Raw genomic sequence first — 22,961 nt, 5'->3', positions numbered from 1 at the left:
GGGTCTGGCCGGGCCGGCCCGCGCGGGGCAGGATCTGCCCATGACTCGCATGCTCGGGATGCGACGACGCCCTCTGGGCGCGCTCGTCCTCACCCTCCTCCTCTCGTCCCTGCTGCTCGTCGCCCCGCGACCGGACACGGCCGCCGCGGCGACGCCGATCACCGTGACGCAGGCGATCGCCACCCAGAACTCGTCCGTCGCGACGGTCCGCGGGTACGTCGTCGGGCAGCCGACCGCGACCTCGACCGTCGTCACCAGCGGCTTCCCCAACGACTACGCGCTCGCGCTCGCGGACTCCCCCGGCACGACCTCGACCAGCCAGATGGTCTACGTGCAGATCCCGTCGGCCTTCCGCGCGTCCTTCGGGCTGCGGTCGAACCCCTCGCTCATGGGCAATCAGATCGACGTCACCGGCACGCTGGCGGCGTACTTCTCGCATCCGGGCCTGAAGGACGGCACCGCGTTCGCCGTCGTCGGCAGCGGCGGAGGCGGGGGCGGCGGCACCGACCCCTCGATCCCCGCGGGCTACTACGACCCCGCTGCCGGCAAGAGCGGCGCCGCGCTGGCGACCGCGCTGCACGGGATCATCGACGGGCACACGACACTGACCTACGCCCAGGTCTGGGAGGCGCTGAAGGTCACCGACGCCGACCCGAACAACTCCAGCAACGTGATCGAGTTCTACTCCGGGCGCTCGATCGCCAAGACCACCAACGGCGGCGACCCCGACGACTGGAACCGTGAGCACACCTGGCCGCAGAGCCACGGCGGCTTCGGCACGAGCAACGGTCCCGGCACCGACCTCCACCACCTGCGGCCCGAGGACGTCACGGTCAACTCCACCCGCGGCAACAAGGACTTCGACAACGGCGGCTCCGCGGTCGCCCAGTGTCCCGACTGCTTCTCCGACGCCGACTCGTTCGAGCCGCGCGACTCGGTCAAGGGCGACGTCGCCCGCGGGCTGATGTACATGGCCGTGCGCTACGAGGGCGGCGACGGCTTCGCCGACCTCGAGCTCAACGACAGCATCAACGGGTCGACGGCCTATCTCGGCAAGATCTCGGTGCTGCTGGCCTGGCACGCGGCCGACCCCGTGTCGGCGGCCGAGCGGGCGCGCAACAACCTCATCTACGGCAGCTACCAGGGCAACCGGAACCCCTTCATCGACCACCCGGAGTACGCCGAGTCGATCTGGTGAGCGCCCCGCTCAGTCCCCCAGGAACCGCTTGAGCACCTCGAGGAAGAGCTCGGGGCGCTCCGAGTGCAGCCAGTGGCCGGTGTCCTTCAGGGTCACCTTGCGGTTGCGCGGGAACCAGCGGTCCATCGCGGCGTCGTACGCGGGCTGGACGTAGCTCGACCGGCCTCCGGCGAGCCACAGCACCGGTCCGTCGTACGGCGCCGCGCCGGCCAGCTCCTCCTCCGGCCAGTCGCTGATGACCCCGAGGTCGCGGTCGAGCACGTCGAGGTTGGCCTGCCAGCTCCAGCCCGACGCGGCCTCGGGGTCGCGGCGCAGGTTCTGCAGCAGGAACGAGCGCACGACGGGGTCCGGCACCGCCGGCTCCAGCAGGCGCTCGGCGTCGGAGCGGTGCACGACCTGGGCGAGGTCCATGCCGCGCATGGCCTCGATGTAGCCCGGGAACTCCCGGCTCTCGTCGTAGCGCACCGGCGAGATGTCGGCGACGCAGAGGCGCTCGACGCGCTCGCGGTGCAGCAGGGCCAGGACCATGGCGACCTTGCCGCCGAGCGAGTGGCCGACGAGGGTCACCGGCTCGTCACCACCGTGCGCGGTGATCGCCTCCGCGACCAGCCCGGCCGACTCGGCGAAGTCGAAGCGCTCGGGCCAGGACGAGCGGCCGTGGTGCGGCAGGTCGAGCAGCAGCACGCGGTGCTTCTCGGCGAGCTGCTTGGCGATCCCGGTCCAGTTCTTGCCCTGGCCGAAGAGGCCGTGGAGAAAGACCACACGGCTCCCGGTGGAACCGAGAGCCGTGTGGTGAAGCGTCATGCGCCGACCCTATCGGGCGGGCGTGGCGGCATCAGCAGCCAGTGCGGCAGCGCGGCTGGAGGCGCGCGACGGCAGCTTGCTGCCCCCATCAACGCGCCGGAGACGCGCCCGCACCATCAGGAGTAGTCGTGGAAGCCCTTGCCGGTCTTGCGACCGAGCTCGCCGGCCGCGACCTTGTCCTCGAGCGTCTTCGCGGGGGCGAAGCCGGGCTCGCCGAACTCGCCGTACAGCTCCTTCTGGATCGCCAGCGACACGTCGTTGCCGACCACGTCGAGCAGCTCGAACGGGCCCATCGGGAAGGCGGCCGTCTCCTTGATCGCGGCGTCGATCGTGGCCAGCTCCTCGCCACCCTCGGCCAGCTTGATGGCGTCGTTGAGGTAGGGGAAGAGGAGCAGGTTGACGATGAAGCCCGAGCGGTCGCCGGCCGAGACGCCGACCTTGCCGACATTGGCGGTCAGCGCGCGGACGGTCTCGTCGACGTCGGCGGAGGTGTCGGCGGTGGTGATGATCTCGACGAGCTTCATCACGGGGGCCGGGTTGAAGAAGTGCATGCCGATGACGTCCTGCGGGCGGCCGGTGGCCTCGCCGAGCTTGGTGATCGGCAGCGACGACGTCGTGGTCGCGAGGATCGCGCCCGGCTTGACGATCTTGTCGAGGTCGCGGAACAGCTCGAGCTTGATCTCGAGGTCCTCGGCGATGGCCTCGATGACGATGTCGACGTCGCCCAGCGCCTCGCGCTCGACGGCCCCGGTCAGGCGGCCGAGCAGCGCGTCCTTGTCCGCCTCGGTGCCCTTGCCCTTGGCGATGGCCCGGTCGAGGTTCTTGGTGATGTAGCCGATGACGCCGTCGAGCTTCTCCTGGGTGCGGCCGACGTAGACGACGTCGTAGCCGGCCTGGGCGAAGACCTGGACGATGCCGGACGCCATCGTGCCGGTGCCGACGACGCCGACCCGGTTGATGTCGTGCTTGAACTGCGGCGCGGCGGACTCGCCGGCAGCGGCCGCCTCGTCGGCGAAGGTGCGCCCCTCGGCGACGAGCTTCTCCAGCAGGTCGGCCGGCTGGTGCAGGTGGTCGCCGGTCTCGGCGTAGCGCGCGGCGAGGAGGTCACGGACCTGGGCGGCGCCGATCTCGTCGACCACGGTCAGCGGGCCCTTGGGGTAGCCGCAGCCGAAGCGCATCGCGGCGTCGATGTCGGCCACCGAGGCGTAGCCCGACTCGTAGGTGCGCACCGCGTGGTTCAGGTACGGGAGCACCAGCGTGTTGAAGATCTGCTCGCTCGAAGTCATGCGCCGGATTCTGGCAGCCCGAAGGGCCTGCGGCTACCCGTCGGTAACCATGTGGACACATCGAGACGGAAGTCACACGACGTGCTCAGCTCCGCCGGTTCGTGGTGTCGATCCGCAGCTGCTTCGACCGCGACGTCTGGCCGCGCACCAGCGTCACGGCCGAGCGCGGTACGCCGAGCTCGCGCGCCAGCCAGCGGACCAGCTCCTCGTTGGCCCGACCGTCCACCGGGGGCGACGCGAGCCGGACCTTCAGCTCGGCGCCCTCGGGGCCCGTCGGACCGGCCACGCCGGTGCGGGACGCGCCCGGCTGCACCCGGACGGAGAGCAGCCAGGTCGTCGTACTCCCCTGCTCGGGACGCCACCAGGGCTGGTCGGGCTCGATCTCCACGGGGCTGAGGGTATGTTCCTTCCCCGTGAGACTCGTCGTGGCGCGCTGCCAGGTGGACTATGCAGGCCGATTGACCGCACACCTCCCGATGGCGACCCGGGTGCTCATGCTGAAGTCGGACGGGTCGGTGCTCGTGCACTCCGACGGCGGCTCGTACAAGCCCCTGAACTGGATGTCGCCGCCGTGCACCGTGCGCGAGGGCACGACCGACGACGGCCAGGTCGAGTGGACCGTGACGGCGAAGGCACCCAAGGGCCAGACGCCGGACACACTGCGGATCCTCGTCGAGGAGATCCTCCACGACAGCGAGCACGACCTCGGGATCGACCCCGGCCTGCAGAAGGACGGCGTCGAGAAGCACCTCCAGGAGCTCCTCGCCGAGCACCCCGCGACCCTGTCGGCGGGGCTGACGCTGGTGCGGCGCGAGTTCCCGACCGCGATCGGGCCGGTCGACCTGATGTGCCGCGACGAGGCCGGCCTCAGCGTCGCCGTCGAGATCAAGCGGCGCGGCGAGATCGACGGCGTCGAGCAGCTCACCCGCTACCTCGAGCTGCTCAACCGCGACCCGCTGCTCACCACCAAGGGCGCGGTCCGCGGCATCTTCGCCGCGCAGGAGATCAAGCCGCAGGCCCGCGTGCTCGCCGAGGACCGCGGCATCACCTGCGCCGTCGTCGACTACGACGCCCTGCGCGGGCTCGACAACGCCGAGGACCGGCTGTTCTGATCCCGCGGGCGGAGCGCTCCGCCGCGTGTTCCTGGGCAGAGGTGGCGGCGGGTCTAGCAGAGCCCCGGCGACGCCGGCTCCTCCTCGACCGGCTCCTCGGTCGCGTCCGTCGACGGGTCGCCGGCGGACGCGGAGGCCGACCCCTCCGGCGTACCGGAGGCGCTGCCGGAGGCCGACGGGCTGCCGTCGGGGTCGTCGGCCGCGTTGATGGAGTCGTCGCGGAAGTCGCGGGTCAGCTCCTTGTCCTGGCGGACCAGACGCCACAGCTTCGCGACGTCGTCGGTCAACTCGACGCGGCCCTCCTGTGCGGTCGAGTACACCCACGGCGTGGTCACGAAGGAGATGTTGTCGAGGCCGATGCCCTGGAAGGAGCGGGCGAGGTCGGCCATCTGGCCGATGTTCTCGAAGTCGGTGGTGAGTGACTTGGTGGTGGCGTTGATGAAGCCGATCAGCTGGTCGGGACGGGCCAGCATGTCGGCCCGGAGCGCCTCGTTGATCATCGACGCCATGAACGCCTGCTGGCGCTTGATCCGCTGGGGGTCGGTGCCGTCGCCACCGGCGACGCCCTTGCGCACGCGCACGTAGCTCAGCGCCTCGTCTCCCTCGATCTCCCGGGTGCCCGCCTTGAGGGTGATGCCGGCGTCCTCGTCGACGATGTCCTCGGGGATGCAGACCTCGACGCCGTCGAGCGCGTCGACCATGTCCTTGAAGCCGTTGAAGTCGACGACCACGTAGTTGTCGACGAGGATGTCGGTCAGGCTCTCGAACTGCTGGATGGTGCAGCTGGGGCCGGCGACGGCGTAGGCCTCGTTCCAGATCGCGTCGGCCTTGGCCGGCGTGACCGAGCCGTCCTCCTTCTTGCACTCCGGCCGGTCGACGAGCGTGTCGCGCGGGATCGAGATGCCGTAGGCGAACTCCCGGTCGGCCGAGAGGTGGAAGAGGATCGTCGTGTCGGAGCCACCCCCGCCGGCGCCGTCGATCTTGTTGCCCTTGCCCGCGCGGGTGTCGTCGCCCATCACCAGGATGTTGACCTCCTCGCCACCCGACCGGTCCGGTCGGTCGGTCACGAGGTCGTCGACCTTCTTGACCGTCAGGTTGCCGTTCCAGTGGGCGTAGACGAGGGCCACGCCCACGCCGGTCACCAGCCCGAGGCTGACCAGGCTCGCCACGATCACACGCGCCACCGTGCGCCCGGGCTGCGGGGCCTTCCGCCTGCCGCGCCGCCGGGGTCCTGCCGTTGTGTCGGTCATCGCACCCCACCGTAGGGAAGCGAACCAAGCCGTGCTGGCAAGATCGCGGCCATGGCCACGATCTTCCACCTCGCCCTCGCCTCGGAGTGGGCGGCCGCCGAGGCGTCAGGCGCGTACACCACGTCGACGCTCGGCCGGTCGCTGGCCGAGGAGGGCTTCATCCACGCCAGTCGCGCGGACCAGTGGACGGCCGTGCGCGACCGGTTCTACGCCGATGTCGCCGAGCCGCTCGTGCTGCTGGAGATCGACACCGACCTGCTCGACGTACCCGTCGTCGAGGAGCCGCCGGCTCCGGGCGTCGAGGAGACCTTCCCGCACATCTACGGGCGGCTGCCGGCGAGTGCGGTCGTCAAGGCCATCCCGCTCTCCCCCGGTACGACGACCGCCGCACCGCGTCCCGCGGCCCCGGCCGTGGCCACCGCACCTGCGGCCACCGCCGCTCCCGCGGCCTCCGCGCGGCCCGGCGAGAGCTTCTCCCGGACCTACTTCCGCGAGATGTTCTTCAACGTGCTCGTCGTCAGCCTGGCCCTGGTCATCTGCACCGCCGGGCTGGGCATCGGCATGGCCATCGGGGGCGACCGCGCGCCCGGGATCAGCGGCCTGGTCGGCCTCGCGCTCGGCGTCGTGGTGGCGGTGCTGGTCTACCGGCGCCGCCATCCGCGCAAGGCGTAGGGATCAGGCGCCGGCGGCGGCCGGAGCCGTCGGGTCGGCGGCGCCGGCTCCCTGCTCGCGGGCGACCCAGTCCTCGATCGCGTTGATGTCGTCCTTGCTCCGGGTCACCACGGCGAGCAGGTCGTTCATGGTCGCGACCTCCTCGACCTGCTCCTTGATGAACCACTGCATGAACTGCTCGGAGGCGAAGTCGCTCTCCTCGCGCGCGATGCGCAGCAGGCCGTAGATCTGCTCGGTGACGCGCTTCTCCTGCTCGAGGGCGAGGGAGATCGGCGCCGTGATGTCGGCGAAGCCGGAGACCGGCGCCTCGACGCCGGGGATCGCCACGTCGGCGTCGGTGTCGAGGAGGTACTGCACCATCATCATGGCGTGCTCGCGCTCCTCCAGCGCCTGGGCGTAGAAGAAGCCCGCCAGCTGCGGCATCGTCAGGGCGTCGTAGTAGACGGCGCACGCGAGGTACTGGTTGTGCGCGGCGAACTCGTTGCCGATCTGGACGTTGAGCTGGTCGGTGAAGCGTGGTGCAGCCATGCGGGCCACCCTATCCATCAGAGTCGGTGGTCGCGGCTCAGGCGGCCTTCTGCAGCGCCTTCTTGGTGACCTTCTTGCCACTGGTCGTGACCAGCACGCGCCGCTTCACGGTGAAGCCGTCGGGGAGGGTGCCCTCCTTGAGCATGCGCAGGGGGCAGCGGCCGCACTTCGACTTCGAGACGCAGCACTTCGTCTTGGGGAGCTTCTGCTTCCCCTTCGACTTCTTCTTGTCCTTGCCCACGTCACGAGGGTAAGGGATGAGGGTAGGCAGACCTAACTGACGTGACCGGCGTCACAGGTGATGCGGGTCGCTACAGTCACGCCGTGATCGAGATCTGGCTGAACCCCGCCTGCTCCAAGTGCCGCACCGCGGAGAGCGAGCTGAGGGCCGCCGGCGTCGAGTACACGATCCGTCGCTACCTCGACGACCCGCCGACGGTCGCCGAGCTCGAGGACGTGCTGGGCCGGCTGGGCCTGGAGCCCTGGGACATCGCGCGCACCGCCGACGCGAGGAAGCTGGAGCGCACGCTGCCGCCGAAGGCCGCGGACCAGCGTGCGGCGTGGTTGCGCCTGCTCGCCGAGAACCCGCGGCTCATCCAGCGGCCGATCATCACCGCCGCCGACGGTACGACGGTCGTCGGCCGCGACCCCGAGTCCGTGGCTCGGGTGATCGCGGCCGACTGAGGGTCTCGCCTCCGGGCCGGTTGCGGTGCAACCTCCCCGACGACCGGGCTACGCCAGGCCGTTGGCCTTGCGGATGACCTCGACGATGCCGCCCATGATCTCGGTCAGCCCGAAGTCCTTCGGCGTGTAGACCGCGGCCACGCCCAGCTCGAGGAGCGCCTTGCCGTCGGACTCGGGGATGATCCCGCCGACGATGACCGGCACGTCGCCCATCCCGGCGGCCTTGAGGCCGTCGAGCACGGCCGGCACCAGCTCCATGTGCGAGCCGGACAGGATCGAGAGGCCCACGCAGTGGACGTCCTCGGCGACCGCGGCGGCCACGATCTGCTCGGGGGTGAGCCGGATGCCCTGGTAGATGACCTCGAAGCCGGCGTCGCGCGCCCGTACGGCGACCTGCTCGGCGCCGTTCGAGTGGCCGTCGAGCCCGGGCTTGCCGACCAGCAGCCGCAGGCGGCCGCCGAGCTCGTCACCGGTGCGCTGCACGGCCTCGCGGACGGCGGTCAGCTCGGCGCCGGCCTCAGCCACGCCCACGGCGCCGGCGACGCCGGTGGGGGCGCGGAACTCGCCGAACACCTCGCGCAGCACCCCGGCCCACTCCCCCGTGGTCGCGCCCGCGCGGGCGGCGGCGAGGGTGGCGGCCATCAGGTTCGTGCCGGTCTTGGCGTCCTCGGCCAGGCGGGCCAGCGCGGCGTCGACCTCGGCCTGGTCGCGCTGGGCCTTCCACGCCTCGACGGACGCCAGGGCGGCCTTCTCGGCCTCCGGGTCGGCGACCATGATCGCGCCGTCGAGGTCGGCGGTCAGCGGGCTCTGCTCGGTGGTGTCGAACTTGTTGACGCCGACGATGATCTCCTCGCCGGCCTCGATCGCGGCACGGCGCCGGGCGTGGGACGAGACCAGCTCCTGCTTCATGTAGCCCGAGTCGACGGCGGCGATCGCGCCGCCCATCGCCTGCACCCGGTCGATCTCCGCCTTGGCGCCCTCCACGAGCTCGCGGACCTTGGCCTCGACCACCGGGGAGCCGTCGAAGATGTCCTCGTACTCGAGGAGGTCGGACTCGAACGCCAGCACCTGCTGGAGGCGCAGCGACCACTGCTGGTCCCACGGCCGCGGCAGGCCGAGCGCCTCGTTCCACGCGGGCAGCTGCACCGCGCGGGCGCGAGCCTTCTTCGACAGCGTCACGGCGAGCATCTCGAGCACGATGCGTTGGACGTTGTTCTCCGGCTGCGCCTCCGTGAGGCCGAGGCTGTTGACCTGGACGCCGTAGCGGAAGCGGCGCATCTTCTCGTCCTGCACGCCGTAGCGCTCACGGGTGATCTCGTCCCACAGCTCGACGAAGGCGCGCATCTTGCACATCTCCTCGACGAACCGGACGCCCGCGTTGACGAAGAACGAGATCCGGCCGACGACCTTCTCGAAGTCGTCGTCGGAGACCTGACCGGAGTTCTTCACCTGGTCGAGGACGGCGATCGCCGTGCACATCGCGTAGGCGATCTCCTGCACCGGCGTCGCGCCGGCCTCCTGCAAGTGGTAGCTGCAGATGTTGATCGGGTTCCACTTCGGGATCTCGTGGACCGTGTAGGCGATCATGTCGCCGATGAGGCGCAGGGAGTGCTCCGGCGGGAAGACATAGGTCCCGCGCGAGAGGTACTCCTTGATGATGTCGTTCTGGGTCGTGCCCGCGAGCTTGTGGGCGACCTCCGACGGCGACAGGTCGGGGTTCTGCTCCTCCGCCGCGACCTGGTACATCGCGAGCAGCCACATGGCGGTCGCGTTGATCGTCATCGAGGTGTTCATCTCGGTGAGGGGGATCTGGTCGAAGAGCTTGCGCATCTCGCCCAGGTGCGGCACCGGTACGCCGACCTTGCCGACCTCGCCGCGCGAGAGCGGGCTGTCGGGGTCGTAGCCGGTCTGCGTGGGCAGGTCGAAGGCGACCGAGAGGCCGGTCTGTCCCTTGGCCAGGTTGGTGCGGTAGAGCGCGTTGGACGCCTCGGCGGTCGAGTGGCCGGCGTACGTGCGCATCACCCAGGGGCGGTCCTTGGGGTGCGAGGCCTTCTCGGGCGTGGCGGAGGCGTCAGGCATCGAACTCATAGAGCGAAGACTAGGCGGATCACTACCGCTTGGTAACCGCCGTTCGGTGTGTGGTTGTGCACAACGCCACACCCGCGGAAGGGGCTGGTCGTCCGCCCGGCGAGGATCGCGCTCAGGCGGGAACCGGGAGCCGCTCGAGCTCGAACAGCCGGACCAGGTGGGTCAGGTGGAGCATGCGGCGTACGGCGGGGCAGGCACCGCGCAGCACCACGGCCCCGCCGCGGCGGCGGGCCCGGCGGCTGGCGGCAGCCAGCACCTTGAGCGCGGTCTCGTCGATGGAGGTCACGTCGCTCAGGTCGACCAGCACGCGGCCGTCGGTGTAGGAGCCGTGGACGCGGAGGTGCTCGTAGAGGGCGGTTCGGATCTCGCCCGTGCTCCGCACGTCGAGCTCCCCGGCGAGCACGAGCACGGCGCCGGTCGTCTGCAGGTCGGTGCTGATCGTCGCGCCCATCCGTGCCTCCCGAGATCCGTGCGGGCCGTCCCTCACGGCCTTCTACCCACCATGACGCTCGGGTACCCGATTCGGTTGCACCGAGCCCCGGAAAATTTCGGCGAGTTGCAGAAGTAGGCTCCCGACCATGGTCAACCTCACCCGCATCTACACCCGGACCGGCGACGCCGGCGAGACCCGCTTGGGCGACATGAGCGTGACCACGAAGACCGACCTGCGGCTCGAGGCCTACGCGACGGTCGACGAGGCGAACGCGCAGATCGCGGTCGCGGTCGCCACCGGCGGGCTGACCGACCACGTCGTCGCCGTCCTCACCCACGTCCAGAACGAGATGTTCGACGTGGGCGCGGACCTCTGCAACCCGGTGGTGACCGACCCGGAGTTCCCGCCCCTGCGCATCGAGCAGGGCTCCATCGACCGGCTCGAGCACTGGTGCGACCACTTCAACGAGGACCTCGAGAAGCTCCGGTCCTTCATCCTCAACGGCGGCACGCCCGCGGCGGCCCAGCTCCACGTCGCCCGCACCGTCGTACGACGGGCCGAGCGGGCCGCCTGGGCCGCCCACGCCGTGCACGCCGAGACCATGAACCCCCTCGCGATCACCTACCTCAACCGGCTCAGCGACCTGCTCTTCATCCTCGCCCGGCACGCCAACCGCGAGGTCGGCGACGTGCTGTGGGTGCCGGGCGGCGAGCGCGGGTACGACCGCGGCCGCGGGGACTGATCCGCCCGCCCCGGGAGGGGCTGTGGATGGATGCGGGAGACGTCGGTCCCCCGTGACATTCTGGACGGATCGTGAACGTCCTCGCCCAGCTCACCGACACCTTCCTGGAGCGTCACTTCGACCCCGGGACGCTGGCGCGCGCCCGTGAGGTCGTCGAGCGGGGCGCCGTGCGCCGGCCCGAGATCGGGATGCTGTCCGCCGCGTCGGTCACCGCGACGGCCGAGGTGCTGGGCTCGCGGGTCGAGCCCTACCAGGTGCAGCTGCACGTCGAGGCGCCCACGGCCGACTACGCGGGCTGGCTGTTCACCGTCTGCACGTGCCCCGTGCGCTCGGTGTGCAAGCACGGCGCCGCCCTCGCGCTGACCCTGCGCCAGAGCTTCGCGCCGGCCGCGAGCATCCCCTCGATCGGCTCGACCTGGCGACGGACGCTGGAACGGGTGGTGACCGAGCTCGACCGGCAGCACCGGGAGCCGGTCGACGAGGTCCCGCTGGCCCTCGAGATCAGCCTCCAGGAGCCGCGCCGCGGCTACCAGGGCGTCGGACGGACGCTGCACGTGCGCCCCCTGCGGCGTGGCCGCAACAAGCCCTGGGTCAAGACCGGCGCGGACTGGTCCGACGTGGCGGCGGCCGAGGTCACCGGCGGCTTCCCCCGCGCGCAGGCCGACGCCGTCGCGGCGCTGCACCAGCTCTGGATGGGCCACCGCTCCTACTACTACGCCGGCGTGGCGCCCTCGCTCGACGAGTTCGGCGGCCAGGTCGTGCGCGCGCTGCGCACGGCCCGCGACGCCGGCGTCACCCTGCTCGGCGGCAGGGGGACCGCGGGCGTCAGCGTCGCCGACGACGAGGCGGAGGTCGTCGTCCTGCTGTCCGACAGTGCGTCGGGTGGCACGGCCGTGCACGCGGCGGTGACCCTCGGCGACCAGTCGTGGCGCGGTGACGACGTCATCCCGATCGGCAACCCGGCCACGTCGGTCGGCCTGCTCGACGCCGACGGCCACCTGCTGATCGCCGCCCTCGACTCCCCCATGCCGCTGTCGGTGCGCCACCTCGTCGACGGGCCCGGGCTCACGGTCCCGCCCGCCGACGCCGACGACCTGCGCGCCGAGCTGCCGGTCCTGATGCGCCACCTGACGGTGCGCACGGAGACGGCGGCCATCGAGCTGCCCGAGCCGCTGCGCCCGACGCTGGTGCTCACGGTCACCTGGCACACCGCGACCAAGGCCGGGCTGGCCTGGACCTGGGAGTACGGCGACGACGGGAGCCGCACCTGCGCGCTCGGCAGCCGCGACCCGCTCGGCGGGGTCCGGGACCGGGCGGCCGAGCGCGAGATCGTCGGTCAGGTCGCTCCCGAGCTGCTCGGCACCACCACGGCCACCGACGGCGAGGCCCTCGCGCTGGCCATCCACGAGCTCCCCCACCTGCGCACCCTCCCCGACGTGCGGGTCGTGGAGGAGGAGCGCCCCGACTTCCGCGAGGTCGACGTCGCCCCCGAGATCCGCTTCGACGTCGTGGAGCCCGACGACGACAAGCCGGTCACCGACTGGTTCGACCTCGCCGTGAGCGTGCGGGTCGCCGACGAGTCGATCCCGCTGCCGGACGTGCTCGCGGCGCTCACGCTCGGCCTGGAGTTCCTCGTGCTGCCGAGTGGCATGTACGTCACCACCGACCGCCCCGAGTTCGACCGGCTCCGCGAGGTCGTCGCCGCGGCCGCCGAGCTGCACGACCACGACGGCGAGCGGATCGCCGTCGGCCGCCAGGACCTCGGCCTGTGGGCGCAGCTCGCCGAGACCGGCCTGGTCGACAGCCAGGTCGCCGAGTGGGTCCGGCGGGCGGAGGCCCTCCGCGACCTGACCGACATCCCCCGTCCGGAGCCCCAGGGTCTCGCCACCCGGCTGCGCAGCTACCAGCGCGAGGGCTTCTGGTGGCTGGCCTTCCTCTGGCAGCACGGCCTCGGCGGGATCCTCGCCGACGACATGGGCCTGGGCAAGACGCTCCAGGTGCTCGCGCTGATCGCGCATGCCCGGTCCGAGCGGCCCGACGAGGGTCCCTTCCTCGTCGTCGCGCCGACCAGCGTCGTGACCGCCTGGGCCGACGAGGCCGCCCGGCACGCGCCCGGCCTCCGGGTGCGGGTCGCGAGCCGCCGTACCGACGACGTCGCGGAGCTCGCCGCCGATGCCGACGTCGTCGTGACGACCTACACCCTGCTCCGCCTCGCCCAGGAGGAGTACGCCGCCGTCACGTGGGCGGGCCTGGTCCTCGACGAGGCCCAGCAGGTCAAGAACCACCAGAGCAAGACCTACACCGCCGTGCGCACCCTCGAGGTGCCCTTCCGGCTGGCCGTCACCGGCACCCCCTTCGAGAACCGGCTGATGGAGCTCTGGTCGCTGCTCTCCATCACGGTGCCCGGCCTCTACCCGTGGCCGCGCCGGTTCGCCGAGAAGGTCGTGCGCCCCATCGAGCGCGACGCCGACAAGGCCGTCCTCGACCGGTTCCGGGCGCGGGTCAAGCCGTTCCTGCTGCGCAGGACCAAGGAGCTCGTCGCCGACGACCTGCCGCCGAAGCAGGAACAGGTGCTGCCCGTCGAGCTCGCGCCCCGGCACCGCAAGATCTACGACACCCACCTCGCGAAGGAGCGCCAGCGCATCCTCGGCCTGGTCGAGGACTTCGACCGCAACCGGGTCGCGATCTTCAGCGCCCTGACCACCCTGCGCCAGCTCGCGCTCGACCCGGCACTGGTCGACGAGGAGCACGAGCGGGTCGGGTCGGCCAAGCTCGACGTCCTCGTCGACCACCTGCTCGAGATCACCGCGGAGGGTCATCGCGCGCTCGTCTTCAGCCAGTTCACCTCCTTCCTGCGCCGGGTCCGGTCGCGGCTGGAGGACGCCGGGATCGCCACGACCTACCTCGACGGCGCGACCCGCGACCGGAGCGCGGTCATCGAGGAGTTCCGGTCGGGCTCCGCCCCGGTCTTCCTCATCTCGCTCAAGGCGGGCGGTGTCGGCCTGACCCTGACCGAGGCCGACTACGTCTTCGTGCTCGACCCGTGGTGGAACCCCGCCGCCGAGGCGCAGGCCGTCGACCGCGCCCACCGGATCGGCCAGACCAAGCACGTCCACGTCTACCGGCTGGTCGCGAGCGACACCATCGAGGAGAAGGTCATGGAGCTCAAGGCACGCAAGGCCGAGCTCTTCGCCCAGGTGATCGACGGCGACGGCGCGATGAGCACCTCGATCGGTGCCGACGACATCCGCGGGCTGTTCGAGTGAGCAGCGGCGCGGGCTACTCGACGACCGTGGAGGGGTTGCGGATGGTCAGCCAGGAGAAGACGCCGCTGACCACGAGCAGGCCGGCGCACCACAGCATCGCCGCGCGATAGCCGTGCGCGAACTCGCTCGGCACCTGGTAGTCCTCCCCCGAGAGCCCGACCAGCAGTGGCAGGGCCGCGACGGCCAGCAGTGAGCCGGCACGGGCGACGGCGTTGTTGATGCCGGACGCGACGCCGGCGTGGTGGTCGGGCGCGGCGGCGAGGACCGCCGCCGTCAACGGAGCGACCAGCGAGGCCAGGCCGAGGCCGAAGACCGTGAGCGGCACGGCTACGTCGAGCCAGTAGTCGACGTCGGCGTCGACCCGGGCGAGCAGGAAGGTGCCCACGCCGCACAGCAGCGGCCCGACCGTCATCGGCAGCCGCGGGCCGATCCGCGCGGCGAGCGCTCCCCCGCGACCGGCCAGCAGGACCATCGCGACCGTGATGGGCAGCGTCGCGAGACCGGCGCGGAGCGCGCCGTACCCACCGACGGTCTGGAGCTGCAGCACGAGGAAGAAGAGCACGCCACCGAGCGCGGCGTAGGTCAGCAGGGTCATCCCGTTGGCGGCGGAGAACTGGCGCGACCCGAAGAGCGACAGCGGCAGCATCGGGTGCGGGCTGCGCCGCTCGGCGACGACGAAGGCGACGCCCGCCAGCAGGCCGAGGACGAGCGCGACCGCGGCTGCCGGTGGGGTCGTGGTCCACTGGATCAGCGCGTAGGTGACGCCGCCGAGGCCGAGGGCGCCGAGCACGGCGCCCCGGGTGTCGAAGCCCGGCACGGCCTCGGGGTCACGCGTCTCCGGCACGGCGCGCGCCGCCAGGAGCGCCAGTGCCGCGACGGGCAGGTTGATGAGGAAGACCCACCGCCAGCTGGCCGCCTCGACGAGCCAGCCACCCACGAACGGTCCCACCGCGGCGGCCACGCTCCCGAAGCCCGACCAGGTCCCGATCGCCCGTGCCCGGTCGCCCGGTGCGAAGGAACCCTGGATCATGGCCAGGCTTCCCGGGGTCAACAAGGCGGCAGCGGCCCCCTGGGCGATCCGCGCGACCACGAGGAAGGGCGCCGACGGGGCCAGTCCGCACGCCGCGGACGTGACCGCGAAGCCGACGACTCCGAGCACGAAGATGCGACGCCGGCCGAAGCGGTCGCCCAGCGAGCCACCCAGCAGGGTGAGGGCGGCGAGGGTGAGCAGGTAGCCGTTGGTCACCCACTGCAGGTCGCTGAGGCTCGCCTCGAGGTCCTCACCGACCTGACGGAGCGCGACGTTGACGACCGTGCTGTCGAGCAGCGCCATGGCGCTGCCGAGCGTCGCCGCCGCGAGCACCGCGCGTCCGGTGCGGGAGCCGAACGTGACGTCAGCGCAGGTGGGTTCCATCTAGGACGAGCCCTTGACCCGGTTCCAGTCGGTGCCGGGAGGCATGGCCTCCAGCCACGCCTGGAAGCCCGTGAGCGACGAGACGCTCATGGCGAGCTCCACGAGGCCGTTCGGCGACTGGCACCGGATGACCAGGTGGTCGGGGTACAACGAGGCCTGCTCGGCACCCAGCGGCTCGCGCCGACCGTCGTAGTCGAGCTCCTCGCGGGTCCACGTCTGCTTCGGGCGTGGCGACAGCGAGAAGACGCGGAACCACTCGAGCGTCTCGTCGGAGTACCGACCGAGGCCCAGGACCCAGCCGCGCTCGGGCCGGTCCATGCGGTAGCGGTGGCTCAGCTCGAAGGTGCCACCGTGCCGGGACAGCAGACGGCGCCGGACGATCAGTCCGGCGCCGTACAGCACACACAGCAGCAGGAGGGCGCCACAGATGTCGAGCAGCCACTCCCACCAAGCCATCTGCGTGCTAGCTGACCTTCTCTGCGGCGCGGATGCGGGCCTCGGCGTGCCGCACGCGCTGCTCCGCCTCGTTGCTCGAGTCGAGGAGGCGACGCGCCTCCTCGAGGTCGATCCGCGCCTGCTCCACCTCGATGTCCTCGCCCTTCTCGACGTGCTCGGCGAGGATCGAGACCCGGTCGTGGGCGACCGACAGGAAGCCACCGTCGACGGCGGCGACCACGAGCTGGTTGGTGCCCGCGACCTGGATCTCGATCACCGAGGCCGACAGCAGCGACAGCGTCGGCGCGTGACCGCGCAGGACGCCGATGTCACCCTCGAGCGTGCGCGCGATGATCATCGCCGCCTCACCGGACCACACGGTCCGGTCGGCAGCGACGAGCTCGACGTGCAGGTGCTCGACTGCGGTCTCAGCCATGATCAGAGGCTCTTCTGGATCTCGGCCCAGTTGCGCTCGACGTCGTCGAGACCGCCGCACATGAAGAACGCCTGCTCGGCCACGTGGTCGTACTCACCGTCGGCGATCTTGTTGAACGCCTCGATCGTCTCGGCCACGGGGACCGTCGAGCCCTCGATGCCGGTGAACTGCTTGGCGACGTAGGTGTTCTGCGACAGGAACCGCTGGATACGACGCGCGCGGGAGACGATGATCTTGTCTTCCTCGGAGAGCTCGTCGACACCGAGGATCGCGATGATGTCCTGGAGCTCCTTGTTGCGCTGCAGGATCTGCTTGATGCGGATCGCGCAGTCGTAGTGGGCCTGACCGATGTACTGCGGGTCGAGGATCCGCGAGGTCGAGGTCAGCGGGTCCACCGCCGGGTAGATACCGAGCGACGCGATCTCACGGGAGAGCTCGGTCGTGGCGTCCAGGTGGGCGAAGGTCGCCGCCGGGGCCGGGTCGGTGTAGTCGTCGGCGGGGACGTAGATCGCCTGCATCGAGGTGATCGAGCGACCGCGGGTCGAGGTGATCCGCTCCTGCAGCGTGCCCATCTCGTCAGCCAGGTTGGGCTGGTAGCCCACGGCGGACGGCATGCGGCCGAGCAGCGTCGAGACCTCGGAGCCGGCCTGCGTGAACCGGAAGATGTTGTCGATGAACAGCAGCACGTCCTGGCCCTGGACGTCGCGGAAGTACTCCGCCATCGTCAGCGCGGACAGGGCGACGCGAAGACGCGTGCCCGGCGGCTCGTCCATCTGGCCGAAGACCAGGGCGACCTTGTCGAAGACGCCGGCCTCCTGCATCTCGACGATCAGGTCGTTGCCCTCACGGGTGCGCTCGCCGACACCGGCGAACACCGACACACCACCGTGGTTCTTGGCGACGCGGGCGATCATCTCCTGGATGAGCACGGTCTTGCCGACGCCGGCACCACCGAACAGGCCGATCTTTCCACCGGTGACGTACGGCGCGAGCAGGTCGATGACCTTGATGCCCGTCTCGAACATCTGCGTCTTCGACTCGAGCTGGTCGAAGGCAGGCGCCTTGCGGTGGATGCCCCAGCGCTCGTTGACCTCCACCGTCTCGCCCTCGGCGAGGTTGAGGAAGTCACCGGTGGCGTTGAAGACCTTGCCGAGGGTGACGTCGCCGACCGGCACCGAGATCGGCTCGCCGGTGTCGGAGACGCTCTGGCCCCGGACCAGGCCGTCGGTGGGCTTCAGGGAGATGGCGCGGACCATGCCGTCGCCGATGTGCTGGGCCACCTCGAGCGGCAGGACCGTGGTCTCGCCGTCGAGGGTGATCTCGGCCTCGAGCTTGTTGTAGATGTCGGGCATCGAGTCGGTCGGGAACTCGATGTCGACGACCGGGCCGATGACCCGTGCGATCCGACCCACCGAGGCCGCACCGCTGGCGGTGGTCTCTTCAACCGTTGCAGTCATGTCTTACTCCGTTTGGTGTTTTCTCTGGTGGGTCAGTCGTTCGCAGCCTGGGCGTCGGCGAGGGCGTTCACGCCACCGACGATCTCGCTGATCTCCTGGGTGATGCCCGCCTGGCGCGCCTGGTTGGCGATCCGGGTGAGCTTCTTGATCAGCTCCTCAGCATTGTCCGTCGCGGACTTCATGGCCTTCTGGCGAGCCGCGAGCTCGGAGGCCGCGGCCTGCAGGAGGGCGTAGAAGATCCGACTCTGGACGTACTGCGGGAGCAGCCCGTCGAGGACCTCGGACGCCGACGGCTCGAACTCGTAGAGCGGCAGCAGCTCGTCGGCCTCGGGGGCCTCCTCACCCTCGACGACCTCGAGCGGCAGCAGCCGGATCGCGGTCGGCTCCTGGGTGAGCATCGAGCGGAAGCGGGTGTAGACGACGTGGACCTCGTCCACGTCACCGTCCTCGCCCTGCTCCTTGAGGAACGCCTCGATCAGGGCGGCGCCGATCTCGGCCGCCTTGTCGTACGTCGGCTGGTCGGAGAACCCGGTCCAGGCCTGGACGTAGGGGCGGTTGCGGAACTTGAAGTAGGCCTCCGCCTTGCGCCCGGCGAGGTAGAAGTCGAGCTCCTTGCCCTCGGCCCGCAGCCGCTCGCTGAGCCGCTCGGTCTCCTTGATGACGCTCGAGGAGTAGGCACCCGCCAGACCCCGGTCGCTGGTGATGACCAGGACCGCGGCCCGCTTCGGGTTCTCCTGCTCCCGCGTCAGCGGGTGGTCGACGTTCGAGAACGTCGCCACCGCCGACACGGCGCGCGTCAGCTCCCGGGCGTACGGCGCTGCCGCCGTCGCCCGCTGCTGCGCCTTGATGATCCGGGACGCAGCGATGAGCTCCATGGCACGCGTGATCTTCTTCATCGACTCCGTCGACTTGATCCGCGCGCGGTACTCACGCAGCGATACGGCCATGCTCAGGCTCGCTTCTGCTTGACGATCTGCTCCTGCTCGAGCTCGTCGTCGGCGAGCGCCTCGGCCTCGGGCTCGTGCCCGACCTTGATGCTGCCACCGTCCGAGGTCTCGAACTGGGTCAGGAAGGAGTCGTACGCCGCCGCGAGGCCGTCCTCGTCCTCGAACTTCTGCGTCTCGCGGATCGCGGCGAGGATGCCGTCGTGCGAGCGGTGCAGGTAGTCGAGGAACTCACGCTCGAAGCGCAGCACGTCACCGGTGTCGACGACGTCGAGGCGACCCGAGGTGCCGAGCCACAGGGAGACGGTCATGTCCGCCAGCGGGTACGGCGAGTAGGCCGGCTGCTTCAGCAGCGCCATCAGCCGCTGGCCGCGGGCCAGCTGCTGCTTCGACGCGGCGTCGAGGTCCGAGGCGAACATGGCGAACGCCTCCATGGCGCGGTACTGCGCCAGGTCGACCTTGAGCGAGCCGGTGACGGCCTTCATCGCCTTCGTCATCGCGGCACCACCCACGCGGGAGACCGAGATGCCGACGTCGATGGCCGGGCGCTGGTTGGCCGCGAACAGGTCCGACTGCAGGAAGATCTGGCCGTCGGTGATCGAGATGACGTTGGTCGGGATGAACGCCGAGACGTCGTTGGCCTTGGTCTCGATGATCGGCAGACCGGTCATCGAGCCCGCACCGAGCTCGTCGGACAGCTTCGCGCAGCGCTCCAGCAGGCGGGAGTGCAGGTAGAAGACGTCACCCGGGTAGGCCTCGCGGCCCGGCGGGCGACGCAGCAGCAGCGACACGGCGCGGTAGGCCTCGGCCTGCTTGGTCAGGTCGTCGAACACGATGAGGACGTGCTTGCCGTCGTACATCCAGTGCTGGCCGATGGCCGAGCCGGTGTAGGGGGCGAGGTACTTGAAGCCCGCGCTGTCGGACGCCGGAGCCGCCACGATGGTGGTGTACTCCAGGGCGCCGGCCTCCTCGAGGGCGCCACGCACGGAGGCGATGGTCGAGCCCTTCTGGCCGATGGCGACGTAGATGCAGCGGACCTGCTTGGTCGGGTCGCCCGACTCCCAGTTCTGCTTCTGGTTGATGATCGTGTCGATCGCGACCGTGGTCTTGCCGGTGGCGCGGTCACCGATGATCAGCTGGCGCTGGCCACGGCCGATCGGGGTCATCGAGTCGATGGCCTTGATGCCGGTGGCGAGCGGCTCGTGGACCGACTTGCGCATCATCACGCCGGGGGCCTGGAGCTCGAGGGCGCGGCGACCCTCCGTGGCGATCTCGCCGAGGCCGTCGATCGGCTTGCCGAGCGGGTCGACCACGCGGCCGAGGTAGCCCTCGCCGACGGGGACCGAGAGGATCTCGCCGGTGCGGCGGACCGTCTGGCCCTCCTCGATCTTGTCGAAGTCACCGAGGATGACGACACCGATCTCGCGGTCCTCGAGGTTCAGCGCGAGGCCGAGCGTGCCGTCCTCGAACTCGAGCAGCTCGTTGGCCATGGCCGACGGGAGGCCCGCCACGCGGGCGATGCCGTCCGCGGCAGAGGCGACGGTGCCGACCTCTTCCTTGCTGGCGGCCGCGGGCTCGAAGTCCGCGACGTACTTGGCGAGGGCGTCGCGGATCTCGTCCGGACGGATGGAGAGTTCCGTCATCTCAGGTGCCTTCTTCCTTCTCTACAGCTGTGAAGTCGTGGGTGTGCGTGGTGCCGCGCGGCGTCAGCCGGCGATCTTCCGGCGGGCGTCATCGAGGCGGCTGACGACGGTGCCGTCGATGACGTCATCGCCGATCTCCACACGCAGGCCGCCGAGGACCTGCGGGTCGATGACGATGTTGAGGTGCACCGGGCGGCCGTACTGCCGCGTCAGTGCGGAGGCGAGGCGCTGCTCGTCGTCCGCGGACAGGGCCCGTGCGGCGTGGACGGTGGCCACGCTCTCGCCCTGCACCTGGGCAGCGGTGCGCTCGTAGTCCTCGAGCGCCGCCACCACGGTGCGGTAGGAGCCCGAGAGGGCCTGCTTGACGAGCTGGACCGTCGCCGGCAGCACCTTGCCCGACAGGAGGGACTCGACGAGCCCGCCCTTGTCGGCCGCGGAGCGGACCGGGTCGGACAGCGCGTTGCGCAGGTCGCTGTTGCCGGTGACCAGCTGGCGTACGCCGAACAGCTCGTCGACCAGGGTGCCGGCCTGCAGCCCGACGGACCGCACGATGGCGACCACGCCCAGCTGCTCGAGCGCGTCGGCGAGGTCGCGGGCGCGCGTCCAGCGCCGACCGGCCGCGTCACGGAGCAGGCCGAGCGTCGCCGCGTCGACCTTGCCCGTGAACAGGTCGCCGACCAGGCCCGTGCGGGCCTCGGCCGGGACCGACTGGTCGGTGACGACGCGGCGCAGCGCCGCCTCGGACCGGAAGGCAGCGGCCGCGGAGAACAGGTCCCCCGCCACCGTTGCTGCGGACGCCTCGGCCACCCCACCGACGACGTCGGTGAGGGCGGCCATGGCGTCGGCGGAGGCGCCGCGGAAGGACACCATCACGCGTCCTTGCCCGCGTCAGCCGCGTTGGCCGTCTCCAGCTCGGCGAGGAAGCGCTCGACCACGCGCGACTGGCGCGCGTCGTCCTCGAGCGACTCACCGACGATGCGGCCGGCGAGGCCGGTCGCGAGGGAGCCGACCTCGGCGCGGAGCGAGGTGACCGCCTGCTGGCGCTCGGCCTCGATCTGCGTCTTGCCGTGCTCGACGATGCGGTTGGCCTCGGCCTGCGCCTGCTCCCGCATCTCGGCCACGATCGCGGCACCCTGCTCACGAGCCTCCTCGCGGATGCGAGCCGCCTCGTGACGGGCGTCAGCGAGCTGCTGCTCGAGCTCGGCCAGCTTGGCGTCCGCCTCGGCCTGCTTGGTCGCAGCCGCGGCGATGCCACCCTCGATCGCCGCCGAACGCTCGGCGAACGTCGTCTCGAAATTCGGGACGACGAACTTCTTGATGGCGAAGAAGAGGATCGCGAACACCACGAGGGCGAGGACGACCTCGATCCACTCAGGGACGAGCGGGTTGTGCTCTTCCGCCTCAGCGGCGGCGACGATCAACAGTGACTTCATGGACCTGACCTAGATCTCGTACTGACAGGAGGAGGCCGGTACGGCTCAGGTGTTCGAGGCCTTGAGGACGAACGCCAGGGCGATGCCGATGATCGCGAGCGCCTCGGCGAGCGCGAATCCGAGGATCGCGATCGACTGGAGGCGGCTCTGCGCCTCGGGCTGGCGGGCAACGCCGTTGATGTACGCGGCGAAGATCAGACCGATGCCGATACCCGGGCCGATGGCGGCCAGGCCGTAACCGATCATGTTGAGAGAGCCACCCATGGCTACTTTCCTTTCGGGTTGTTTTCTCGTGCAGAGAACTGTGGGTTGGTGGTGCGGTGCAGAAAGCTGTGGATCAGTGCTCGTCGGCGAGCGCGCCCTGGATGTACATGGCGTTCAGCAGGACGAACACGTAGGCCTGCAGGAACTGCACCAGGATCTCGAGGAAGCTGACCAGGATCGCGAGGACCCAGGCGAGCGGGCCGGCGACGTACCCGATGCCGCCGACGTGCTCGATCAGGTAGAGACCACCGGTCGCGAACAGCGCGAGCAGGATGTGGCCGGCGAACATGTTGCAGAACAGACGCAGGGCCAGCGTGACCGGGCGGACCAGGATGTTGGAGAAGAACTCCAGCGGGACGAGCAGCGGGTACATCACCGGGCTGACGCCGGACGGCACGCTCTGCAGCTTGAGGTAGCCGAGCAGGCCGTGCCGGGCCACGCCCACGCCGTTGTAGACCAGCCAGGACAGACCGGCCAGCGCGTAGGCCATGCCGGCGCGGCTGAAGGTCGGGAACTGGATGAACGGGATGCTGGCGAAGAGGTTGTTCACCAGGATGAAGAAGAAGACCGTGACGAGGTAGGGCACGAACTTCTGGAAGTCGTGGCTGCCGATGATGTCGCGCGCGACGCTGTTGCGCACGAAGCCGTAGGCGCCCTCACCGGCGAACTGCAGCTTGCCCGGGACCAGCGCCCGCTTGCGCGAGGCGAGGTAGAAGAAGCCGAACACCAGGATCGCGGCGAGGAACAGCTGGACCATCGGCTTGGTGACCTCGGAGCCGGCGATGCCGGGCAGGTCGAACAGGCTCGGGCCAGGAGCGTGGAACTCCTCGGCTCGGACGGTGGCGCTGGCTGCGGTGATCACCAGGTCTCCT

General features: G+C 70.5%; 24 protein-coding genes. 6 read left to right on the top strand and 18 right to left on the bottom strand.

Translation table 11 applies throughout. The features are described 5' to 3' along the window. The first annotated feature begins 40 nt into the window (after positions 1-40). On the top strand, positions 41-1,198 hold the full coding sequence (locus BJ993_RS19505) for an endonuclease (protein WP_257026931.1): 1,158 nt from the start codon (positions 41-43) through the stop codon (positions 1,196-1,198). Between the two features lie 9 nt (positions 1,199-1,207). On the opposite strand, the gene BJ993_RS19500 is transcribed toward BJ993_RS19505, so the two are convergent. From BJ993_RS19500 to BJ993_RS19490, 3 genes are all read right to left on the bottom strand, one after another. Further along, the gene (locus BJ993_RS19500) at positions 1,208-2,002 is read right to left on the bottom strand and encodes an alpha/beta fold hydrolase (protein ID WP_179650698.1); all 795 of its coding nucleotides are present in this window, start codon (positions 2,000-2,002) and stop codon (positions 1,208-1,210) included. Between the two features lie 116 nt (positions 2,003-2,118). Next, entirely contained in the window at positions 2,119-3,288 is a 1,170-nt protein-coding gene (locus BJ993_RS19495) for a 3-hydroxyacyl-CoA dehydrogenase family protein (protein ID WP_179650696.1), read from the bottom strand. An 85-nt stretch (positions 3,289-3,373) separates the two neighbouring features. Beyond that, a complete protein-coding gene (locus tag BJ993_RS19490) occupies positions 3,374-3,676 on the bottom strand; it encodes a DUF167 domain-containing protein (RefSeq protein ID WP_308645636.1) in 303 nt (100 codons plus the stop codon). Between the two features lie 25 nt (positions 3,677-3,701). Here BJ993_RS19490 and nucS point away from each other — a divergent pair, with 25 nt between their 5' ends. After that, positions 3,702-4,400 (top strand): endonuclease NucS, encoded by a 699-nt coding sequence (nucS, locus tag BJ993_RS19485; protein ID WP_036542132.1) that lies wholly within the window; start codon positions 3,702-3,704, stop codon positions 4,398-4,400. Between the two features lie 53 nt (positions 4,401-4,453). Here nucS and BJ993_RS19480 read toward each other — a convergent pair whose 3' ends face one another. Then, on the bottom strand, positions 4,454-5,575 hold the full coding sequence (locus BJ993_RS19480) for an LCP family protein (RefSeq protein ID WP_308645635.1): 1,122 nt from the start codon (positions 5,573-5,575) through the stop codon (positions 4,454-4,456). Positions 5,576-5,701: 126 nt separating this feature from the next. Here BJ993_RS19480 and BJ993_RS19475 point away from each other — a divergent pair, with 126 nt between their 5' ends. Continuing rightward, entirely contained in the window at positions 5,702-6,322 is a 621-nt protein-coding gene (locus BJ993_RS19475) for a DUF952 domain-containing protein (RefSeq protein ID WP_179650694.1), read from the top strand. A 3-nt stretch (positions 6,323-6,325) separates the two neighbouring features. Here the strand turns inward: BJ993_RS19475 and BJ993_RS19470 are convergent, their stop codons facing one another. Then, complete coding sequence (locus tag BJ993_RS19470; RefSeq protein WP_036542129.1) at positions 6,326-6,850, bottom strand: ferritin; 525 nt, start codon at positions 6,848-6,850, stop codon at positions 6,326-6,328. 37 nt (positions 6,851-6,887) lie between these two features. Further along, the gene (locus BJ993_RS19465) at positions 6,888-7,091 is read right to left on the bottom strand and encodes a hypothetical protein (protein WP_036542127.1); all 204 of its coding nucleotides are present in this window, start codon (positions 7,089-7,091) and stop codon (positions 6,888-6,890) included. Positions 7,092-7,174: 83 nt separating this feature from the next. Between BJ993_RS19465 and BJ993_RS19460 the strand changes: the two genes are divergently transcribed. After that, on the top strand, positions 7,175-7,534 hold the full coding sequence (locus tag BJ993_RS19460; protein WP_308645634.1) for an ArsC/Spx/MgsR family protein: 360 nt from the start codon (positions 7,175-7,177) through the stop codon (positions 7,532-7,534). A gap of 48 nt (positions 7,535-7,582) precedes the next feature. On the opposite strand, the gene BJ993_RS19455 is transcribed toward BJ993_RS19460, so the two are convergent. Both BJ993_RS19455 and BJ993_RS19450 read right to left on the bottom strand, forming a co-directional pair. Then, positions 7,583-9,622: an ethylmalonyl-CoA mutase gene (locus tag BJ993_RS19455; RefSeq protein WP_036542125.1), complete on the bottom strand. Its 2,040-nt coding sequence runs from the start codon at positions 9,620-9,622 to the stop codon at positions 7,583-7,585. A gap of 112 nt (positions 9,623-9,734) precedes the next feature. After that, complete coding sequence (locus BJ993_RS19450; RefSeq protein WP_051931712.1) at positions 9,735-10,073, bottom strand: STAS domain-containing protein; 339 nt, start codon at positions 10,071-10,073, stop codon at positions 9,735-9,737. Positions 10,074-10,200: 127 nt separating this feature from the next. On the opposite strand from BJ993_RS19450, the gene BJ993_RS19445 reads away from it, so the two are divergent. Further along, positions 10,201-10,797, top strand: coding sequence for a cob(I)yrinic acid a,c-diamide adenosyltransferase (locus BJ993_RS19445; RefSeq protein ID WP_179650692.1), 597 nt, complete (start codon positions 10,201-10,203; stop codon positions 10,795-10,797). Between the two features lie 71 nt (positions 10,798-10,868). Continuing rightward, the gene (locus BJ993_RS26395; RefSeq protein ID WP_179650690.1) at positions 10,869-14,063 is read left to right on the top strand and encodes a DEAD/DEAH box helicase; all 3,195 of its coding nucleotides are present in this window, start codon (positions 10,869-10,871) and stop codon (positions 14,061-14,063) included. A 13-nt stretch (positions 14,064-14,076) separates the two neighbouring features. Here the strand turns inward: BJ993_RS26395 and BJ993_RS19435 are convergent, their stop codons facing one another. The 10 genes from BJ993_RS19435 to atpB all read right to left on the bottom strand — a co-directional run bounded on the left by BJ993_RS19435 (position 14,077) and on the right by atpB (position 22,951). Beyond that, positions 14,077-15,477 (bottom strand): MFS transporter, encoded by a 1,401-nt coding sequence (locus tag BJ993_RS19435; RefSeq protein ID WP_179650688.1) that lies wholly within the window; start codon positions 15,475-15,477, stop codon positions 14,077-14,079. Next, positions 15,478-15,933 carry a DUF2550 domain-containing protein gene (locus BJ993_RS19430; protein ID WP_036542119.1) on the bottom strand — a complete coding sequence of 152 codons (456 nt, stop codon included), beginning with the start codon at positions 15,931-15,933 and terminating at the stop codon, positions 15,478-15,480. Positions 15,934-15,940: 7 nt separating this feature from the next. Next, positions 15,941-16,348: a F0F1 ATP synthase subunit epsilon gene (locus BJ993_RS19425; protein ID WP_036542117.1), complete on the bottom strand. Its 408-nt coding sequence runs from the start codon at positions 16,346-16,348 to the stop codon at positions 15,941-15,943. A 2-nt stretch (positions 16,349-16,350) separates the two neighbouring features. Continuing rightward, positions 16,351-17,805, bottom strand: coding sequence for a F0F1 ATP synthase subunit beta (gene atpD / locus BJ993_RS19420; RefSeq protein ID WP_036542115.1), 1,455 nt, complete (start codon positions 17,803-17,805; stop codon positions 16,351-16,353). Between the two features lie 32 nt (positions 17,806-17,837). Continuing rightward, positions 17,838-18,752: a F0F1 ATP synthase subunit gamma gene (locus BJ993_RS19415; protein ID WP_036542113.1), complete on the bottom strand. Its 915-nt coding sequence runs from the start codon at positions 18,750-18,752 to the stop codon at positions 17,838-17,840. A gap of 2 nt (positions 18,753-18,754) precedes the next feature. Further along, a complete protein-coding gene (gene atpA / locus BJ993_RS19410; RefSeq protein WP_036542112.1) occupies positions 18,755-20,392 on the bottom strand; it encodes a F0F1 ATP synthase subunit alpha in 1,638 nt (545 codons plus the stop codon). Positions 20,393-20,455: 63 nt separating this feature from the next. Then, positions 20,456-21,262 carry a F0F1 ATP synthase subunit delta gene (locus BJ993_RS19405; RefSeq protein ID WP_179650686.1) on the bottom strand — a complete coding sequence of 269 codons (807 nt, stop codon included), beginning with the start codon at positions 21,260-21,262 and terminating at the stop codon, positions 20,456-20,458. Beyond that, positions 21,262-21,825, bottom strand: a complete 564-nt coding sequence (locus BJ993_RS19400) for a F0F1 ATP synthase subunit B (RefSeq protein WP_036542109.1) — start codon at positions 21,823-21,825, stop codon at positions 21,262-21,264. The genes BJ993_RS19405 and BJ993_RS19400 overlap by 1 nt, the downstream gene beginning before the upstream one ends. A 45-nt stretch (positions 21,826-21,870) precedes the next feature. Next, the gene (gene atpE, locus BJ993_RS19395; RefSeq protein ID WP_036542107.1) at positions 21,871-22,089 is read right to left on the bottom strand and encodes an ATP synthase F0 subunit C; all 219 of its coding nucleotides are present in this window, start codon (positions 22,087-22,089) and stop codon (positions 21,871-21,873) included. Between the two features lie 73 nt (positions 22,090-22,162). Next, a complete protein-coding gene (gene atpB, locus BJ993_RS19390; protein WP_242530591.1) occupies positions 22,163-22,951 on the bottom strand; it encodes a F0F1 ATP synthase subunit A in 789 nt (262 codons plus the stop codon). Positions 22,952-22,961: the final 10 nt, after the last annotated feature.

It is taken from the genome of Nocardioides aromaticivorans, from assembly GCF_013408525.1.
Classification (GTDB): domain Bacteria; phylum Actinomycetota; class Actinomycetes; order Propionibacteriales; family Nocardioidaceae; genus Nocardioides; species Nocardioides aromaticivorans.
This window is presented reverse-complemented; position numbering and strand designations above follow the sequence as displayed.

Excerpts from the sequence above, each read along its gene's own strand:
- BJ993_RS19505 (WP_257026931.1), top strand. The coding sequence starts at position 41 with ATGACTCGCATGCTCGGGATGCGACGACGCCCTCTGGGCGCGCTCGTC.
- BJ993_RS19500 (WP_179650698.1), bottom strand. The coding sequence starts at position 2,002 with ATGACGCTTCACCACACGGCTCTCGGTTCCACCGGGAGCCGTGTGGTC.
- BJ993_RS19495 (WP_179650696.1), bottom strand. The coding sequence starts at position 3,288 with ATGACTTCGAGCGAGCAGATCTTCAACACGCTGGTGCTCCCGTACCTG.
- BJ993_RS19475 (WP_179650694.1), top strand. The coding sequence starts at position 5,702 with ATGGCCACGATCTTCCACCTCGCCCTCGCCTCGGAGTGGGCGGCCGCC.
- BJ993_RS19470 (WP_036542129.1), bottom strand. The coding sequence starts at position 6,850 with ATGGCTGCACCACGCTTCACCGACCAGCTCAACGTCCAGATCGGCAAC.
- BJ993_RS19455 (WP_036542125.1), bottom strand. The coding sequence starts at position 9,622 with ATGAGTTCGATGCCTGACGCCTCCGCCACGCCCGAGAAGGCCTCGCAC.
- BJ993_RS19450 (WP_051931712.1), bottom strand. The coding sequence starts at position 10,073 with ATGGGCGCGACGATCAGCACCGACCTGCAGACGACCGGCGCCGTGCTC.
- BJ993_RS19445 (WP_179650692.1), top strand. The coding sequence starts at position 10,201 with ATGGTCAACCTCACCCGCATCTACACCCGGACCGGCGACGCCGGCGAG.
- BJ993_RS19435 (WP_179650688.1), bottom strand. The coding sequence starts at position 15,477 with ATGGAACCCACCTGCGCTGACGTCACGTTCGGCTCCCGCACCGGACGC.
- BJ993_RS19430 (WP_036542119.1), bottom strand. The coding sequence starts at position 15,933 with ATGGCTTGGTGGGAGTGGCTGCTCGACATCTGTGGCGCCCTCCTGCTG.
- BJ993_RS19425 (WP_036542117.1), bottom strand. The coding sequence starts at position 16,348 with ATGGCTGAGACCGCAGTCGAGCACCTGCACGTCGAGCTCGTCGCTGCC.
- atpD (WP_036542115.1), bottom strand. The coding sequence starts at position 17,805 with ATGACTGCAACGGTTGAAGAGACCACCGCCAGCGGTGCGGCCTCGGTG.
- BJ993_RS19415 (WP_036542113.1), bottom strand. The coding sequence starts at position 18,752 with ATGGCCGTATCGCTGCGTGAGTACCGCGCGCGGATCAAGTCGACGGAG.
- atpA (WP_036542112.1), bottom strand. The coding sequence starts at position 20,392 with ATGACGGAACTCTCCATCCGTCCGGACGAGATCCGCGACGCCCTCGCC.
- BJ993_RS19405 (WP_179650686.1), bottom strand. The coding sequence starts at position 21,262 with ATGGTGTCCTTCCGCGGCGCCTCCGCCGACGCCATGGCCGCCCTCACC.
- BJ993_RS19400 (WP_036542109.1), bottom strand. The coding sequence starts at position 21,825 with ATGAAGTCACTGTTGATCGTCGCCGCCGCTGAGGCGGAAGAGCACAAC.
- atpE (WP_036542107.1), bottom strand. The coding sequence starts at position 22,089 with ATGGGTGGCTCTCTCAACATGATCGGTTACGGCCTGGCCGCCATCGGC.